Here is an 18,930-nt window from a genome sequence, read left to right as displayed (position 1 = left end):
GGCTGTATGTAGACCCGGTCTAAGTCTACTGGTGTCGCACGTTCACGCCGACGCCGAATGTGTGTGCGATTCTCCAGGCTTCTGCATCGACAGTGTTGTCAGTGGGGGCGCTTAAGCTCATCCTCATCGTTAAACCAGCAGGTGGGGGGCGAGCAGAAGGATGTCTTCGGGCTTCGCAGTCGGGCACCTTGTCACGTTCACAGGAGCGCCCGGAATCGGCCGTGTGGGGGCGGTCGATGGTGGCACGCTGCGTGTCGACTTCTTCGAGTCTGTCGCGGAGCCAGAAATTGAGTCGCATCCCGTTCCGGCTGCTGCTTGCAGGCGGGTACGCCTTGAGCGGCAGACTCGGGTGTTCCGACACAACCCGAGCACCGGGGAGTGGCTGGCCGGGCGCGTCGCGAATCGCGTTGGCGGTCAGTACTTTGTGCGGTTCCCCAACGTCGAGTTCGCCTTCCCTGTACCCGAGTCGGAGCTCCGAGTGCGATGGGACAAGCCGGTTCGGGACCCGCTCCACGTCCTGGTGTCTGGGGGTAACGAGTCCGGCTTTCTCTACAACGCTCGCATCCCGATGTTGCGCAACCTCGTGGCCCAGCGTGCCGTCAGCGCCAGCACACCCGCACTCCTCGCCGCAGCCGCTGAGATCTATCCGCACCAGGTCCGCGCCGCGCTGGCCGTGCTCTCCGATCCCGTTCAGCGGTACCTCCTCGCTGACGAAGTCGGGCTCGGCAAGACCATCGAGGCCGGCTACGTGATCCTGCAGACCCTGATCGACAACCCGCAGGCACGTGTAGTCGTCGTCGCGCCCGACTCGCTGCGTCGTCAGTGGCAAGTGGAGTTGAAGTCGAAGTTCTTCACCGACGACTTCCCGATGCGTGTAAGGATCACCTCCCACGAGACGCCTGAGAAGTGGGAGCAGTACCACCAGAGTGATCTTGTCGTGGTGGATGAGGCCCACCAGCTGGTCCAGGACCGCGACGACACGGACCCCACCTACCGCGCGCTGTGCGACCTCGCACACTCTGCGTCCAAACTCCTGCTGCTGTCCGCCACACCTGTCACGTCCAGCCACACCACGCACCTGGGCCTACTACACCTCCTCGACAAGGACGTGTACAAGTGGAGCGAGCGCGAGGCGTTCGAACAGCGATACAACCACCGGGCGGAGTTGGCTACTCACCTCTACAGCCTCAGCGCGGAGTTCCACCTGCTGCTGCCCTCCTCGATCGACATGATCAAGGAGTTGCTCCCCCAAGAAGACACCCGCTTCGACGACCTTGCAGCCCGAGTCCTCGAACTCGTCGACGCTGAGGGCAACCTCTGTGCCGAGACGGACATGGAGGATCTCTCCGCGCGGGTCACGGCACTTCAAGCGCACATCAGCGAGACCTACCGGCTGCACCGCCGTGTCATCAGGCACCGCCGAACAGGCGTATTGCTGGACGACGAGGACTCGGCACTGTTCCCTTACGAAGTGCGAGGCCGAACAGAGCCGTCGCCCCTGGCAGTCGAGTCATACGACCCTGCCGCAGACAGTCTCGTGGAGTGGCAGACGCAAATGTGGGGATATCTCCTCGACGAGGGGCTTGAGGACAACCGTGACGCCTATGCCCTCGTCCTCGCTGTGCTCGCCTCCCGTCTCGGAGGCACGTCCGCAGACTACATCGATGCACTTCGGTGGCGCGTTCATCGGGACGAGGACGCCGCTCTTCGGGCTGGTCTGAGCCCCCGGGAGCGGCACCACCTCAGCGCGCCGTCAGTAGCGCCTCTCGAACTGAAGATCCTCGAAGGTCTCGAACAGCAGATCACCGACGACCGCCATGCCGCCGAGATCAACGAACTCGTCGACGCCCTTCTGCGGGCACTGCGTAGGGGTGGACGCGTCATCATCTTCTGCGGCCCCGGCGCCCTCGCCTCAATGCTTAGCGAGCGACTCAGCGAACGGTTCCGTCAGGTCGACTTCTTTGAGCACACTCGCCGTGTAGGCGCCGAGAAGTCCGAAGCTGCCATCGCCGAGTGGCGACAGCAGACCGCGAAATGTGCCGTGCTGGTCACTGACGATACGGCTGAGGACGGCCTCAACCTTCAAGCCGCCAACACCGTGATCCACTTACGCCTGCCATGGTCGCCCAACCAACTCGAGCAACGTCTCGGCCGAACCGACCGCTACGTCGAGTCACACCAGCAGCGCCGGCCCCCCGAGCAGTTCGTGGCCATGGACGCCGAAGCCCACTCGGGGGCGTGGCTGTCGCTGCTCAGCAACGGCTACCGTATCTTCGCCGACTCGGTGTCCACGCTTCAGGACGCGATCGCGCAGGGCCTCGCCGGGGTCTGGGCTGAGGCGCTGGAGCATGGGCCCGAGGGCCTGACGGGCTCCGCGGACGCGGTCCAGGCCCAACTCGCCGATGCTCGCGCTGAAATCGACCACATGGACATGCTCGAGTCGGTCTTCGAGATGTCTCCTGGCGGGGACCAGTTCGCCGAGCGGCTCGGTGCATTCGAGGCTGACTGGGAGGAGACTCGCGCAGCCATGCTGGGGTACACCGGCCAGGATGGCTCAAGCGGCGTTCAACTCCGTCACAGCGAACCAAGTGCCAATCGTGATGCCTTCGAGATCACGCAGAAGACCCTCATCTCCCCACACCTCTACGATCGCGACCAGCTCACGGACGAGATGGGCCGGGGTACGTTCAACAGGAATGAGGCTCTCAAGGCCGCCGGCACACGGCTGTTCCGCATCGGGAACCCGCTTGTCGACACACTCGCGAACGTCGTCTGGTACGACGACCGCGGCCAGGCCACAGCCTTCTGGCGGGCAGACCGGGACCACAAGGGGGAACCCGAACCTTACTTCGGGTTCGACTATCTCGTCGAAGCCGATACCGAACTGGCGCTAGAACTGGCCCTGCAGATCCCGCACGTACAAAAGCGCGCTGAAGCGGAAGCAGCCCTCAGGCGCCAGGCCGACCAACTGCTCCCGCCCTTCACCTTGAAGGTATGGGTGCCGGCAGGCTCCACCCAGGCCCTCAGCGACGAGAGCACCCGCGAATGGTTGGACGCCCCCTACGGGGCTACGGATCACAACTACAACTCGAAACTGATTCACGAGTTGCTGGATCTCTTCGACGGACGTCCCGGGTACGAAGCCTCTGCGCGAGCTGCCGAGCAGGTCGCCCGGGCCGAACTCGAACGGGTTACCAACCTCGCTGACCGATGCGCCCAGGCACAGGAGAAGGGGCGCGAGCGTCTCGCCGTCGCCAAAGCTCAAGCAGAGGCCCGACACGCAGCAGGTCGTCTTCTTGGCGATCGCGAGAGCTACCTGCTGGACGTAGACGTGACCGAGGCGCTGGTGAAGGGGCTTAGCCACCCCAAGGTCCGGCTCGTGTCCGCCACCTGCGTGCTGAAGACGGGACTCCGGAGGGTCCGTCGTGGCGACTGATAACTGGACGGGTGCCGCCGTCCTGCTGAAGGACTTGTCGACGCTTCCAGAACTCCCGCATGCGCGGGGGACGCTGCGTAGACTCCGCGACGCCTTGATGAGCCAGTCCGTCGGGTGGCGAGACATTGCTTCGCTGACGCGGCAGATCCTCCTTGAAGCTCGGGCCCGTGAGAACACCACCGGCTTGACGGTGTTGCTCGATCCGAGGCTTCCCACCCGGGAGCAGTGGGAGAAGATGCACTGCCAGACCGGGTTGGTCGGTGGCGGCACGCATCTGTGGCTCACCGCGACGCCGTGGCATCCGCCTGTCCGTGATGACGTGGCCCGCAAAGCAGCCGAGGAGGACCTCCGTCAGGTCTACCTCGGGGAGGACTCACCCCACCGGCGGAAGTTGGAGTCGTACCCCGCAGATCCCTTCTTCACGGCCGCGCTGGGTGACGATCACGACCGTTATGTGTCGGTCGGACAGCGACAGGCAGCCAGGGCCGTGGCGCTGGCTGAACCGGGGAGCACCACGATCATCTGCCTCCCCACAGGGCACGGAAAGACCGCGGTGGCCATGGCGCCTGCGCTCCTGGCGAGCGTGAGCAGCGGCGTATCCGTGGTCGTCGTGCCCACCAGTGTCCTGGCAGCAGATCTGGAACGGCGCGCCATCGAAATCATCGAACGGCAAGGCCACCACAGCCCCACGCGCCGGTACGCCTACACCAGTGGGCTGTCGGCCGATGAGCGACAGCAGATGAAGGAGGACATCGCTGCGGGGCGCCAGCGTCTGGTATTCACCTCACCCGAGTCCCTTGTGCGAAGCCTGAAAAAACCGTTGGAGACGGCCGCTGCGGCTGGCCTGTTCAAGTACTTCGTGATCGATGAAGCGCACCTCGTCGAACAGTGGGGCAACAGCTTCCGTACCGAGTTCCAAACGATGTCGAGTCATCGTCGCACGTGGCTCAGCAGAGCCCCCGACGGGCAGAAGCCCGTCACTGTGGCGATGAGTGCGACTCTCACAGCGCAGCAGGTGGAAACGCTTGACACACTCTTCGCCTCCCCGCAGAAGGCGAGAATCGTTTGGGCTGCGCAACTGCGCCACGAGCCGAGTTATTACGTCGATGTATGCCGGAATGAGCAGGAACGCGAGGCTGCAGTCATCGACGCTGTTTCGTTCCTGCCGAAGCCGATGATCGTGTACACCACGAAAGTGGAGCACGCGGAAGAATGGGTCGAACGCCTCCGAGAGCATGGATTCCGCCGAGTAACCCATGTGACGGGCGACTCCAGCGACGCTGAGCGTCGTGAAGCCTTGGAAGGCTGGAGCGGCAATACAGCAGACGGCAAGACCAACACTCGATACGACATCGTGGTGGGTACTGCGGCGTTCGGCCTGGGTGTCGACCTCAACGACGTGAAGACGGTCGTCCACGCCTGCTTGCCTGAAACAGTGGACCGGTACTACCAGGAGGTCGGCCGGACAGGTCGCGACGGCAACCCATCATTCGCCTACCTGGCAAGCACACGTGGTGACGAAGCCATCGCCGACTACATGAGCAATGAGGTGATCATCGGAGCCCCGCGTGCTTGGCAGCGATGGGAAGCCATGTTTCATGATAGGACCCCGATCGAAAACCGCCACCGGGTCAGCCTTGACTCATACCCGCCGGACATGAACGAGGGATTTGACCGGAATCGCTCATGGAACATTCGTATCCTGAATCTGATGGTGAGAGCCGGTCTCGTAGCTGTCCACCCGCCGCAGCCGCCAACCAGAGGCGAGGACGAATCCGACATCCATTGGAAAGCGCGCCTTGAACACTTCCACGCAACGGCCAATGACTACGCGGACGTCGAACTTCTCGGCTCTGACTCACGGAGTAGGGATCACTTCTACACGCGGTTTGACGCGGAACGCCAAAAGCTACTGCAGGATCGGGCAGCGTCACTGCGGGAGCTGAAATCGGCGCTGGTAGGAAATCGGTGCATCGGCGAGGTACTGGGCGCCTACTACCGTATCCCCGATGGGGCAGGCCAACTTCGTACGGGCATTACCTGCCGGGGCTGCCCTCACTGTCGGGCAACAGTAGATCCCATGCCCAGCGGCTTCTACCGACTCGCCGGCGAACCTCGTCCCCTTGTGCCCATGCCGGAACGGCAAGGGCGCCTGCCTCTGCTGCGGTACTTCGGAGACCGACGGTGCCTGAGCACCTGGTGGCAGGACGCCGGCGACCAGGTGCTCGCTGCCCGTCTGGTGGACAGCCTTATCCGCCGGGGAATCGCCGTAGTAGGAGGCCCAGGGCTGGACGCTCGCCTGAGGGCCCAACTGCAGACTACGGCACGGACTCGTACCGTGATCGTTGACGACGACGGTGCCCTTCTCGCGGACTGGCATGGTCCAGTCATCTGGATGACCGACCCCAACGCAGTGTCTCCCGGACCGGAGGTGGCTGCTCGTGTCGCGTGGGATGCACCGACTTACCTCATCCACCCGCGGACCCTGCATCACCCAGAGCGCCGAGGTACGCCACTCATCGACATCCATCCGGCGAACCTGTCGATCCGCCGTGCCTTGGAGGAACTCTGATGACTCTTCTGAACGTGGATGCAGCTCTTCCCTCTCAGACATGGGCGCTAGTGCGCCTCCTCGTCTACTTGGGGAAGAGCATCGCCCTGGACGAGGCCCGGGCCTTGGTGAGCCCTCCTGCTTTGCGTTCTGATGACACCAAGTCGAGGGCGCCCTTTGACAGCGCCGTCAGTTCGCTCGTGGACCTGGGGCTGGTGCACGTAGACGAGGAGCATCAGGAATTGTCTCTTGCGGGCCAAGCCACGGCTCTGACCAACTGCGACGATCTCGATACCTACACCTGCATCCTCCGGCGCGCGATCCTCGCAGCAGACCGCAATCGCGGTCTGGGGGATGACAACGATCCGGCCGGGCCCCGTGACCTGACGCGTGCGCTCGCCTGGTTCCTCATGCACGACCCGATGGAACCACCCGTCGATTGGATCGCCGCGCAGCGCCTAGAGCAGGATGGGAAGGACCACAGGTTGCTCAAGCCGGAAGTGCAGCCCATCTTCGTCAACGCGACCCGATGGACCCGTTTCGGTTATTGGGCCCCCGCCCTTGGTCTCGCTGCAGCCCCGCTCATTCGTGCTGAGGGTAGTGGCCCTCTGGTTCCCGACTGCACCACGGCTGTAAAGCAGACGGCAACCAAATTGTGGCAAGCGGGGCAGCGAATGAACGCCGTGGAGGTATTGCAGGTGCTGCGAGAGCACCTGCCTGTGCTACCCGGCGGTGCGCACTCGCTTGCGTTGGGCATTCCTAGTCCTGGCGAGAATGCGGCAGGCGCCGCGCTCTCGTTCGCGCTGTTGCGCGGCCACGACGAGAAGTGGCTTCGCCTGGAGCACGACGATGATGCCCGGCACATCCTTCTCGTGCACGACCCCGACCGGCCGGCCAGCCCCCGCCCCGTCAGCGACATCACCATCCTGGAGGCCACCCGTGGCTGACTTCCGCGGAATGATCTGTTGGGAACCGGCAGTGGCAGCCTCCACGATCAACACGGAGGCGGTCAGCCCGTCAAGGGCAGTTTTCCTGGCGACCCACGCTCCATTGAGGATTAAGCGCGCACGAATCATGGGCGGGAGAGAACTCGTCCTCGAAGGCGACCCGATCAGCGAACAAGAGGTCTTTGAAGAGTTCCTGGCGCTCCGACCGGACAGCGGCGCCTTGCTCATGCCGATCGTCGGTGACTCAGGCTCGGGCAAGTCGCACCTCGTCCGATGGGTGCGGGAACAGTTTGCTGCGATGGAGGACGGGGCAGACGATCGGGAGATCATCTACCTCGAGAAGTCCAAGACAAGTCTCAAAGCTGTCGTTAGCACTCTCCTCGCGAAGGCAGAGAGCGACGAGTTGACGCAGCTGAAACAGGACATCAACAGGTTCACCGAGGACATCGACGAAGACTCCCTTGCGCGGCGGATCCTCAACGAGTTGAGCGAGGCGCTGGAAGCAACCCCTCCCAGCACGGAGTCGCGCCCTCTAGCCCGCATGCTGGTCGGTCCGGGGAAACTGGCAGCAGTGCTGCTGGACCCCCACGTTCGCGCAGAGTTGCTTGCTCCGGGTAAGTTCGTGCCGGAACTTGCCCGCCAACTCATTCACAATCGTGACAAGGGCCAGGCGGATCGCCCTGAAGGATTCACTGTCAGTGACCTCCCACTCGACATTCACGATATTCGATCAGCGTCAGGGATGGCGCAGAGGCTGCTGGGCACCGTAAGCACCCGAGGCGACCTTCAAGCCATCGCGGTAGACCTACTCAACCGGCATCTCGAAGCCGCCATCAAGAGCGCCGCTAACCTGGGAGCGGGCAGGCTTCTGGATGCCATGAAGCAGGTGCGAGAGGCATACCGCCGGCAGGGCAAAGAGATCATTCTTCTGATCGAAGATTTCGCCCTGATCCAGGGCGTTCAACGGGACCTGCTCGACGCTGTCGTAGAAGCGGCCAACCGTGAGGGAGAGACGACTCTCGCGCCAATCCGCACCCTCATGGCCGTAACCACAGGCTATTTCCAGTCCTTGCCGGAAACAGCCTTGACCCGTCTCCAAGCGGCCACCGGCTACGTGTACCACCTGGATGTTCCCTTCAGCCCAGAGGAGACGGGACGCACAGAGATCGCCGCGTTCGTCGGCCGCTACCTGAACGCGGGCCGTGTTGGCCGTGAAGCCCTGGAGCGCGCCAACGAAGAGACTCCGAACAAGTGCATGACTTGCCCTCTCCAGACAGAGTGCCACGAGGCCTTCGGCGCCACCTCTGATGGCTACGGTCTGTATCCCTTCAACGAGTCGTCTTTGGTCAGGGCTGTTCATGCAACAGCCCCGAAGGACAAGCCTTGGACCTTCAATCCCCGCGCCGTTCTGGGTAGCGTCGTCCGGCCAGTTCTGAAGGAGCACGCCGGCGCCATTCGGCGCGGCGAATTCCCCGATCCTGACTTCCGGCAGCGTTTCAGGCCCACCAGCCTCGACAAGCCGCTCAGCCGGCAGGTACGTACCTTCGTAGAGGAGAACGACCACGATCCTGCATCCGCTGAGCGGCGCAACCTCGTGCTCGAATTTTGGGGGGACGCCCCCGAGCACGCCGGCAGCATCCATCCCACGATTCTGGAAGCCTTCTCCCTTGAGCCGCTGGCTGATGAAGGCCAGCAAGGCCTCTCGCCTGCTTCTACTTCCTTCCCTGAGCAGTCACGTAGCGGCACGCACAGGGTTGAGGCGAAGGAGACGGCAGAACGGAACGAACTTCCGAGGGAACTCCAGCGAATGCTGGAGACGGTGGACGAGTGGCTCACCCGCGAGGGGGGTCTGGACACAGCGACCGCCAATCGGATCCGCAGTGTTGTCTCAAGTGCGGTGGTGCAGAGGTATCTGTGGAACTCTCCGCTGATGCGGGAGCAGGCTCTCACCGAGATCAGGAGGGCAGCCTGGCCGGCCAAGGCAACGGTCGTGTCCATCGAGGGCGCGCGGGAGAACTTGACGGGTGTAGAGAACGCGCCCATCACCTTCTCGCGCTTGCCGAAGGACAGTTGGTTCTTCGACAGCTTGCTGAAGGCCGAGCGGAGCCTGCCGGCGAGGGCCGAAGACATCCGCAGGTTGGCCACGCTGGCAGACAAGCACAGGCCCGACCTCACCGCTCGGCTGCAGCGTCATATGGAAATCACCGACGACCACCTGGTTGCCGGCTTCCGGGCCTCGCTCATCGGCGCAGCCTTGGCGGGCAAGGCGTGGCCGGGAATGCCCAAGCCGCTCCTCATCGCAGCCGCCCTGGACGATGGCCAGGAGTGGCGTCGTGAGGACCACTCCATCCGCGTCACTAGGTGGATGGACGTCCTCTCGATGCACCTCAAGGCGCGCCCGGAACTTGTGAAGCAACTGCGACACGCCGTCGGCATCGCGCAAGGCGTCGGCTCGGTCACCATGGTCGACGCTGCACGCATCCTCCCCCTGCTCGACGAGGCAACGTCTTCCTGGGACTGGGATCCTGAGGGACTTGAGATCGCGAAGTGGGTCCGACCGGCGGTCAACGGCTTTGCAACCTGGCCAGACATGCTCGACGACCAGGTCACGTACCACGAAGAGTTGCTCGACTCGATCCGGAGCCGCCAACCACGCGGGACCACCGGCGTCCAGACCATGGCTGGGATTCGGGATGCGCTCAGTGCCGCGCGAGAGGTCGGCCTGCCGCTGACCGCCGAGCAAGCACGCCAATTCGACGCGCTCATTCAGGCATGCCAGGACGCCGACTGGAAGTCCATCTCCGCGCTCGAGGACGACCTGGCTAAAGCGAGCGACGACAGCCGTGATCCTGCTGCACAGCAGGACGCCCGAGTAGTTGCGGCGGTCAAGGATCGCGGCACCTCACTCAAGACGATTCAGCAGCTACTTCTCGCCAGCGACGCCTGGCTGGACTCGGCTCTCATTAGCGCCGAGTCACGCTCCAGCGGCTCCGCGGGTGACAGTGCAGCAGAGGACGTCGGGCATGTCTGTGCGGAGTGGCAGGCGCTTACAGCCGTCACGGCCGACGAGGATAACGGGGAGGACTGATGACCAACTTGTCTGTGTATGACAAGGCCGTGCAGCTGCAAAACCGGGCCCGTCAGATCGCCGCCGGTGCGGTCGGTGAGAAGGAGGCAGCCCGGGTCCTCAGCCGCACCAAGGAACTGCGCGGTGCGTTGGCCGAACTCAGGAATCAGGTAGAGCTCGGTCGTACGCTTGCGGACTTGGGAGCGGCCGACGAGCCCGACTTGACCGGCGTCGACACGGCGCGCACTGCCTTCGAGCGCAAGGCTCGCAACGGTCTGCCCAGCGACACGGCCTTCAATACGGCCAGGAGGAAGGTCCAGGAGATCACGGTCAGGCTCAAGAGCGAAAACAGCGAGGCTTGGTCTTCCTGGGCCGCCGCACAGATCGCTGATCTGCCGCTCGCCCGCATCCCTATGCTCTCGGCCGGCGAGCGAGAGGCAGCACGGGGGCGGGAGAAGGAACTCCGGCAGGCGGCTGCTACCAAGAGCCTGTCTAAGGCTGACATCACTCTATTCACCGGCACGTACGCCATTCTCGCCGAGTCGCTGCACGACAAGAGTGATCCGCCCAACGAACTGCTGACCCTCCTTGAGCGGCTGGAGAAGCGCCCCAGCCCCACGCTCCGCGACATCACGGACGATGACATCGCGCTGCTACGTCAGTTCGAAATGGACCTTCACATCACCCTGCAGAGGACGGGAGCGTGACCGATCACCTCGACATCCGCTTCGCCAACGAACTCCTGAATCGCCTGGAGGACCGCGAACTACCACTCCTTTCGTGGGGCGTGACGGAGAGCGCCCTGTCTGAGGCTGAGGTCCTGGAGACCATCGACGACGTCTTGAGCAGCCATGCGGCGGCCCCGGCCGGCGTCTCGGCCCAAGCGGTCTTGGAGGAGTTCCTCCTTCGCGCGCTGCTGTTCGAGGTGCCCGTGCCCGTGGCGTCCCCACCGCGATATCGGACGCGCCTGGCGGAATCCGTAAGGCTCACTGCGGGGCTCCGCCAACTGTTCGCACGAGGCGGCTGGGCCGATGAGGAGCAGCCGGGGTGGTGGCAGCACCGGCCGCGTCTCGTCGCCGACTACCGGCTTCATGTGTCCCCGCGGCGCTATCCGCGTCGGAACATTCCCGCCGAAGATGCGCTTCTCCAGCTGGCCCAGCTTCCCTCTTGGGGAGAGGTGCAGGCGCGCGTGGCCGCCGCTCAACTTCAGGGACGTAAGCTGGCGCGCTTCCAGCTGGAGGCAACGCGTACCGTTTTCGCCTCCCTCAGCGCCCAGACAGCCAAGGGGATCATCGTCGGCGCGGGCACAGGTAGCGGTAAGACACTGGCGTTCTATCTGCCGGCATTCGCCGCGATGGCCGACCACGCTCGCCACGGGGCAGCGCGTGTTCACACGCTGGCGCTGTATCCGCGCAAGGAACTCCTTCGTGATCAGCTGCGGGAATCCATCCGCGCAGCGGACAGTGTCGACCAGGCGCTGCACGAGCACGGGCGACGCTCACTACGGGTGGGTGCGCTCTACGGCGACACTCCGTGGAACACGCGTGACCGTAGGCTGGAGGCGGACTCAAGGCTTCCCACCTCCTGGGAACGAACCCGCAAAGGTGTCGTGTGCCCGTATCTGCCCTGCCCCAATCCAGATTGCGGTACAGGGGATCTTGAGTGGACGGATGACGATCGGCGGCAGGGGCGAGAGCGGCTGACCTGCATCAAGTGCGGCTATGCCCTCAAGCAAGGGCGGCTCGCGCTCACCCGCGACTCCATGAGGAAGAACCCGCCCGACCTGCTGTTCACGACCACAGAGATGCTGAACCGCGCCAGCGGCGACTACCACCTGGAGCGGCTGCTCGGCTGGCGCGGGGGGACGTCAACCCCTTCCCTTGTCCTCTTGGACGAGGTGCACACCTACAGCGGCTTCCACGGAGCCCAAGTGGCCCTGTTGCTGCGCCGCTGGCGCGAAGCCGTTCGCCGGCCCATCACCTTCGTGGGTCTCTCTGCGACCCTGCGAGACGCAGACACGTTCTTCGCGCAACTGGTGGGCCTGCACCCAGGCGACGTCGTGCCGATCGAACCAGACGACACCGACATGGAATCCGAAGGTCGCGAATACGCACTTGCACTCCGCGGCGACCCTGTCTCCGGCGCAAGCCTGCTGTCGACCTCGATCCAAACGGCCATGCTCCACGGCCGTCTACTCGACCTCGACCACAACAGATACCTTTACGGCTCCACCGGTTTCCTCTTTACAGATGACCTGGACGTCACCAACCGCTTCTACAACGACCTCCGCGACGCAGAAGGCGGACAAGATCGTGCCGGCCGCAGACACAACCCCAACAAAGTCGTGCTCGCCGGGCTCCGCTCATCCACTCGCGACGAGCACGCAGCCCGCTACCTCGACGGGCAGTCCTGGGACCTTGCCGAGAAGATCGGGCACGATCTTGATCCGACTCTCCGGCTCCATCATCTGCGCGTCGGACGAACGTCCTCCCAGGACGTAGGCGTCGATCACGACGCCAATCTGACCGTCGCCACAGCATCCCTCGAGGTCGGGTTCAACGATCCGCGCGTGGGCCTGGCACTTCAGCACAAGGCGCCACGGGATCCCGCAGCGTTCATTCAACGCCGCGGCCGCGCAGGCCGACAGCGTGGGACACGCCCCATCACCATCGTCACGCTGTCGGACTACGGCCGGGACCGTCTCGCCTACCAGGCGTACGAGACCCTCTTCGCTCCGGAAGTGCCGACACGAAACCTGCCGATCAACAATCGCTTCGTCCTGAAGATTCAAGCCACACAGGCCTTGCTGGACTGGTCGAGTAGCAAGCTTCGTACCAGGAAGCTGTATGACGATCCACGGAAGCTCCTCAAAGCCCCCAACGGCTACGTTGTGCGCGACGAAGACCGGGATGGCCACAACACTTTGGCCTCGCTCTTCGAAGCTTTGCTCTGCAACCCCGAACTGCAGGACGAACTCGCCCGGCACCTGATGAGGGCCCTGAAGATCACCGCAGACGAGGTACAGGCTCTGCTGTGGGAGCAGCCGCGCTCGCTGCTTCTGGCCGTTGTCCCAACTGCCCTACGTCGACTTCGCAGCAACTGGACCTTCCAGCGCACCGACCCTGGCGCCAAGGAAGGGTCAGTGCTGCCTGAGTTCATCACGCGATCCCTCTTTGAACCTTTGAACTTGCCCGAGGTGGCACTCATCCTGCCGTTCCCAGAGAAAGTGAGTCTGGAGCAGCTTCCAATCGCAAGAGCCCTGCGCGAGGCCGTCCCCGGCCGCGTGAGTCGCCGCTTCGGGCACCGCCGGGATGAGCACCGTACGTGGCTGCCGATACCGCCCAGCGGCGTAAACGCGCTTCCTCTGCCGCAAATAGTCCAGCATGCCGACCCCGAGGGGGTATGGCACCCACATGGTTACGATCCACAAGGGATCAAGGTCTTCAGGCCCCACCAACTGAAGCTGGAACAGCCGACATCGGACATCGCGGACCACTCCCAGGGCTTTCCCCTGTGGGGGACTCAGATCGTCGTGCCGGAGGACGCGCCTCCGACCCGCGCGGATGTGCCTCATCCGTCCCCCTGGCATGACCGTATCCGTGCCATCGGCTTTGCGACTCACGCGGCAGGGAATCCAATCGAGATACGGCGTATGACCATCGGCGCCGAATGCAACATTGCCTTCGCGCGCGGCGGCGGCGAAACACGTACAGTCCACTACGAGTTGCACGGAAAGCCAGCCGCGCTTGGCTTCAGGATGGATGTCGACGCGGCCCGCATCTTGCTGAAGCCCATCAATACGTCGGACCCCCACGTCAAGCAGTATCTGTCATCCCCGCAGTGGCGCTCCCTGGCATTCTCATGTGCCATCAACGAGGACCCCGCACTCGCGGACATTTCCAACAGATTCCAGAGAGAGTGGCTGACGCAGGTCTACCTGACCACATTCGCTCTCGAAGGCATGGACGGAACGCGCACCGCCGAGCAAGTACGGGAGTCGCTCGCCCACGGAATGTGGGCGCGGCAACTGACCCGGATCATTAGCGTGCTGTATCGGGACAACAGCGATCCAGAACAGATCCTCGACAACGCCCGATTGATCACAGGGCTCACGGAATTGGTTCATGACGAGCGAGTGCTTGCTGCAGTCGACCGGGCCGCGGAGCTTCTCGTGGCTCCGGATGTCGCGGACCGCACCGAGGACCTGGCCCAACGCGCCTATCGAGACACCCTGGCAGCAGCGATTCTCGCTGCTGCCCAGCGTGCCTGTCCCGACGCACAGGACGGAGACTTGATAGTCGACGTCCTGCCCGGCACTGACAGCACCGAGCCCACGGTCGTGTGGCTCAGCGAAACGTCGGTTGGCGGTCTGGGCGTCATCGAGAGCCTGGTTCGCTTCTACGGGGATGACCCCCGCCGCTTCTGGGCGCTGGTCACCAGCACCTTGGCGCCCAGCGACTACGAGTATGTAGACGCCACACTGACGCGGTTGCTGCGGCACCTGGCAGAGGAACCGGGCGGAGATGCTGCCACGGCCATCCGGGCACTGCGCGGTGCTGAAGATGCCGAAGCAGCTAAGGAAGCCCTCGACTCGCTCCTCGCTGCCTGGGAGAGGTTGGACGGACGACCTCGTCGCGCCGCGGTGTCGGCTTTGTCCACCCGCCTCCTTCGTCCCGGATCCGGACCCGATACAGACGCGCAGGCCTTGTCCATGGTCAACGCCTGGGTGGATCTAGAAAGACGCCTCGGAGTAGAAGTGGACGCCCGTGTCATCGCTTACGCCGTGGGGGATAGGCGACTGAGCGTCGGTGGTAGCCGTGCCCTGAACGCCGACCAGGCCTTCAGTCTCCTGTGGCCGCGCGGACGACAGGCCCGTACGCAGGACCTTCAGCACTACCAGCCCTACGCGGAAGCTCCCGTACTGGACCGTCTCCTCGTGCGGACGGCCCACGACGACCGCCTTCCCCAGGTGGACGTCACGTCGAGCGACTGGATCCTGGCCTATCAGAAGGCGATGTCCGACAGCGCCAGTGTGGAGCTCATCTGCCCGGCAAGCGAACCGCAGGCCTTGGCCGAGGCGATCGTCCAGGTGCCGGCCCTGCGCATCGACAGGGACGTCCTCGTCCTGTATGGCGAGGTCCGCGGTTATGCCCGGCACCCAGATGAGTTGCGCGTGCGAGTGGAGTTGCGGGAGGCGGCCCAGTGACAGAACTGACCAGAACGCTACGCACAGGCGCCAAGACGGGTTTGAGCGTCGACTCAATGCTGGCCGCAGCATTGATGGCGGAGATGATCAATCCGAGTAGGGAACTGTGGCTCGTCTCTCCCTGGATCACGGATGTGCGAGTGATCGACAACCGGCACGGCAGCTTCGACGCGCTGTTCGGCGATGTACCGCCCAGTAGTTGGCGGCTGTCTGACGCACTTCTGCGGATCGCCGGTGCTGGATCCCACGTCTACATCATCACTCGACCCGATTCTCACAACGAGGCGTTTCTCCGGCGGATCGAGGCTGCGGAACTCGACACGGTGCACGTGCGGCGTGATGCCGATGTCCATGAGAAAACGCTGTGCGGGCAGGAGTGGTTGCTCACCGGATCGATGAACTACACGGTCCGAGGCATGGCGAAGAATGATGAGTCGGTCACCTACAAGGTGGGCGGGCCGGATGCCGGCCAGGCGCGGCTGGACCTGGCCCGGCGGTGGAGGAGTGGCGCATGACGCAGCCCCAGGAGAAGAGGCGGGAAGCTCTCGAGAGGTTCTTGCAGCAGTTCTTCGGCCCGGGAAACGGTGTCTGGCCAGGGATGAGCCCAGACTTCCGCTACAAGGACCGCACCCTGCCGTTCGTGGAGGCTCTGCGGCGTGGCGACGACGCACCTGTCGTCTTGCCCCGCACGTATACCGACCGCGACCGTTTCGTCATGTACGTCATCGCCCGAGATGTGAATGATCGGGCTAAGACGGCCGATTTGATCCGCGCCTTCGCTGGCCCCACCTACATCGCCTATGACGAGCAGGTAGGCATCCAGCCGGTCTGGCTCGACCCTGACGACCCTGTCGAGCAAGCCATTCTCGACTTCTTCAGCCAGCGCCCTACCTTCAGGCTGGAAACAGGGCGGACCTTGGACCACAAGAGGAATCTGGCCAATGCCCTGCAATTGATGCAGTCCACTGAGGCCAGTCGGCCTCCCAGACTGTGGCGGATCGCCAAGCCGGTCGGTCGCCTCCTGGCAGAGTTCGAAGCTGCTCTGTCGGCTGGCGCCGAAGGTGCGTCAGGCGTAGTGCTGGACCACCTCGCGGCCACGGGTGGAGTGACGGCCTTCAACCTTGCGAATCTAAAGATCAAGCGGCTTGATCGACTCGGCCGAAGCGAAGAACTACTCGGCTCCCCTGATCTTCCAGACGTAATCCGGCAGGATCCTCCCGTTCCTGTCAAGGAGGCCATCTTGAACGCCGTGTACGCGGCGCTGGAGGAGCCTCTGGCCGACAACGATCTGCCGACGGCACGACAGAGACTGGAAGAGCGAGGCCGATTCGTCCCTGATCTCCTCGACGTCGACGCTACCTCGTTGAGTGCCCAGGCCATCGCCGTTCTGCTGCTGGCAGCTTCCATCCTTGAGGACGTGCCGGCCCTTCGCCGCCTCATCGAGGCTGTGAAGAGCAAGAACCGTGCCGACGAGTTGCCGCCAGTGGTATGGGAGGACGCCGTACGGCAACTCCGAGCGGCCGACGGTGACCCGCTGCCCCCAGCGGAGAGCGCGCCATCCCCTGGCGCTCGTTCAAGCGACTCGCCTGCAGGACCTTCGTCCGTCGACTCCTGGCCATCTCTGCTTGAGGCAGTGGCTGAAGGCCGCAACGCCGGTGACTTGGCACTCAGGAACCGCGTCTGGGCGTCGTGGCCATCGCCTGCGGCTGACGATGCCGTCCTGGCCGCGTACCTTGACAGCCTGGAGAACCAGGCCGCGGATGCGGCGTGGGGGGCTGCCGGGGCGTTTATCGACGCGGTTGGATACGCGAAGCCGGCAGGGCTTACTGCTCACGCGTTCATTCGCAATGCCGTGACCTTCGACCGGTTCGGTCCAGGGGACCTTGCAGTTCTGCAGGCTCTCACGGAGATCGCGCTCCGTGCCGCGCCCTCGGCTCAGACCTATGTCGACATCCTGGATGAGATCGGCGCCGAGCGTAGCCGCTGGGTCTCGCCAGAGCGGGCTCCGATCGCGCTGGACTTCGTCGACCTGCTGTTCCTGGCGGCATGCCCGGACCTTAATGCCCGCAGCAACCTGGCGTACAACCTGCTGGAACCTCTCTGGCGGCACCAAGGGCGACTCACCGAAGAGGACTTGGCCTTCGCGAAGCGCCTCTCCAGCGAACTCGGCGTCGACTTCACCTGGCAGCCCCCAACTGGAGTGAGCGGTGAGCAGGAGACAACGCTCGCCGACCTGCCATCCATGAACGTGCTGCTCTACTCCCTCGATCAAGCGGTCCTGGGTCGATGCGCTGAGGAAATTGAACGGCTTGCGCCAGCGGTGAAGACGGTCACCGCCCACGACCATGTGGGGAGCTCACAACTCCGCCAAAAGGCGCGCGCTGCCGATGTCATCGTCCTCGCGACGCGTTGCGCAAAGCATGCGGCTACGGGATTCATCACGCAGAATGCTCAAACCAAGTACGTACGTTATGCAGATGGCAGCGGATCAGCGTCGATGCTCCGTGCAGCTGTTGTTGGTCTTCGTGGCGTTGCCGCGGGCCACTGAAGTGACCGATGGCCTCCCCCATCAAGAGTGGGGGAGGCCATCGGTCACTGACTTGCCCTGATGCTGCTACCTGCGAGCGAAGGGCTTCAGGTAATCCTTGAGGAGACGTAGATCAGAGGGCGTGTTCTGCAAGCCGTTCCACTTGCGTTCTTCATCGGCGAACCTCCACGTCCCGGATGTCCAGGCCACATGGGGCTCCAGTTCCGCAAGAGTCTTGCGGACCTTCTTCCAATTAACCTTGTCCACCGGAATTTCAGCAGTGAGCTCGTCCATGACGAAGCCCATCGCTTGGATGCCGACGCCATGCGTAAGCCGGGAGTCCTTCGGGCCGAGCCTCCAGGCATCCGGGAACACGTCCCTTACCAGTCCCCAGTACTCGCACAGATGCTCAAGCATCTTGTCCGGGTCACCCGAGCCGTCCTCGTTGCGGTACTGGTAGAGCGCACCTTCGTAGAGGCTGTACTCAAGCATCTTGAGGACACTGTTGTCCTTGATGTCGCCCAAGGGAGACGTAGGACTCTGAATCCGGCCGAAGAAGGCACTGTGGCCGTCTGTATTGAGGCGGATCATAAGGCGAGCTGGGAGCTGGCGACGAGCGTACGAAGGCGGTAGGTGACCGCTGGTGTCCGGCAGCAGTTCGTTCACCAGACCCTTGGGAAGCGGCTTGGTTGAGTTGACCAGGATGAACTGGGACCGCTGCTCTTCTTGCCCATCGGCGATGAAGCCCACAGCAGCGACGGGGAACTCTGCAAGGTTCGCGTCCCGGATGGCGGCGCTGCGCTGCTGGCCGTCTACGAGCCAGGCTGGTTTCTCATCCTCCGACTGGGTCTCGTCGACAGGGATGACGAGCTCGCCGGGTACGGAGTAGTCAACGTCCTTGGCCGGCCTACCGGGTACGAACTCAACCCGCTTGTCGAAGGCGAGGACCAGGGCGTTGGGGAGCATCGCCCCGTCAGACTCCAAGTAGCGGCGGATCGCCTTGATGTGGCTGAGGACCTCCGGTCGCTGGTAGCCCTGCAGTCGCTGCTCATCATCCCGGCTGATACGCGAGACTGCGGTGAAGTCGTGCAGCTTCTTGCCGTCGACAGCAAAGCAGAAGATCTCTCGACTGCCTTGGCGTACGAGTAGGGCTGGGAGTCGCAACGTGTATCGGTCGGCCACATCATCTCCTAGGC

General features: G+C 63.7%; 9 protein-coding genes. 8 read left to right on the top strand and 1 reads right to left on the bottom strand.

All coding sequences use genetic code 11. The features are described 5' to 3' along the window. Positions 1-160: 160 nt before the first annotated feature. The 8 genes from dpdE (at position 161) to dpdD (ending at position 17,755) form a co-directional block, all read left to right on the top strand. Positions 161-3,436, top strand: a complete 3,276-nt coding sequence (gene dpdE, locus ACSP97_RS12250; RefSeq protein ID WP_440557486.1) for a protein DpdE — start codon at positions 161-163, stop codon at positions 3,434-3,436. Positions 3,437-3,533: 97 nt separating this feature from the next. Next, positions 3,534-6,008, top strand: a complete 2,475-nt coding sequence (gene dpdF, locus ACSP97_RS12245; RefSeq protein WP_440557484.1) for a protein DpdF — start codon at positions 3,534-3,536, stop codon at positions 6,006-6,008. Continuing rightward, positions 6,008-6,934 (top strand): protein DpdG, encoded by a 927-nt coding sequence (gene dpdG, locus ACSP97_RS12240; RefSeq protein WP_355327198.1) that lies wholly within the window; start codon positions 6,008-6,010, stop codon positions 6,932-6,934. The genes dpdF and dpdG overlap by 1 nt, the downstream gene beginning before the upstream one ends. Next, positions 6,927-10,022, top strand: a complete 3,096-nt coding sequence (dpdH, locus tag ACSP97_RS12235; RefSeq protein WP_355327195.1) for a protein DpdH — start codon at positions 6,927-6,929, stop codon at positions 10,020-10,022. Before dpdG ends, dpdH begins: the two co-directional genes overlap by 8 nt. Then, positions 10,022-10,708: a hypothetical protein gene (locus ACSP97_RS12230; RefSeq protein ID WP_355327192.1), complete on the top strand. Its 687-nt coding sequence runs from the start codon at positions 10,022-10,024 to the stop codon at positions 10,706-10,708. The genes dpdH and ACSP97_RS12230 overlap by 1 nt, the downstream gene beginning before the upstream one ends. Beyond that, positions 10,705-15,207 (top strand): protein DpdJ, encoded by a 4,503-nt coding sequence (gene dpdJ, locus ACSP97_RS12225; RefSeq protein WP_355327190.1) that lies wholly within the window; start codon positions 10,705-10,707, stop codon positions 15,205-15,207. Before ACSP97_RS12230 ends, dpdJ begins: the two co-directional genes overlap by 4 nt. Next, the gene (dpdK, locus tag ACSP97_RS12220) at positions 15,204-15,722 is read left to right on the top strand and encodes a phospholipase D-like domain-containing protein DpdK (protein WP_240801127.1); all 519 of its coding nucleotides are present in this window, start codon (positions 15,204-15,206) and stop codon (positions 15,720-15,722) included. The genes dpdJ and dpdK overlap by 4 nt, the downstream gene beginning before the upstream one ends. After that, on the top strand, positions 15,719-17,755 hold the full coding sequence (gene dpdD / locus ACSP97_RS12215; protein ID WP_440557480.1) for a protein DpdD: 2,037 nt from the start codon (positions 15,719-15,721) through the stop codon (positions 17,753-17,755). The genes dpdK and dpdD overlap by 4 nt, the downstream gene beginning before the upstream one ends. Before the next feature lie 66 nt (positions 17,756-17,821). Here the strand turns inward: dpdD and dbpB are convergent, their stop codons facing one another. Then, positions 17,822-18,916 carry a DGQHR domain-containing protein DpdB gene (dbpB, locus tag ACSP97_RS12210; RefSeq protein WP_330340137.1) on the bottom strand — a complete coding sequence of 365 codons (1,095 nt, stop codon included), beginning with the start codon at positions 18,914-18,916 and terminating at the stop codon, positions 17,822-17,824. Positions 18,917-18,930: the final 14 nt, after the last annotated feature.

Origin of the sequence: Streptomyces sp. SCPE 10 (genome assembly GCF_051980735.1) — a bacterium.
Lineage (GTDB): Bacteria > Actinomycetota > Actinomycetes > Streptomycetales > Streptomycetaceae > Streptomyces > Streptomyces misionensis.
The sequence above is the reverse complement of the archived record's forward strand: the minus strand, read 5'-3'. Positions and strand labels throughout refer to the sequence as shown.

What these genes read in the sequence shown, in the direction of transcription:
- ACSP97_RS12230 (WP_355327192.1), top strand. Translation starts at nt 10,022, where the DNA reads ATGACCAACTTGTCTGTGTATGACAAGGCCGTGCAGCTGCAAAACCGG.
- dpdE (WP_440557486.1), top strand. Translation starts at nt 161, where the DNA reads ATGTCTTCGGGCTTCGCAGTCGGGCACCTTGTCACGTTCACAGGAGCG.
- dpdG (WP_355327198.1), top strand. Translation starts at nt 6,008, where the DNA reads ATGACTCTTCTGAACGTGGATGCAGCTCTTCCCTCTCAGACATGGGCG.
- dpdD (WP_440557480.1), top strand. Translation starts at nt 15,719, where the DNA reads ATGACGCAGCCCCAGGAGAAGAGGCGGGAAGCTCTCGAGAGGTTCTTG.
- dpdF (WP_440557484.1), top strand. Translation starts at nt 3,534, where the DNA reads ATGAGCCAGTCCGTCGGGTGGCGAGACATTGCTTCGCTGACGCGGCAG.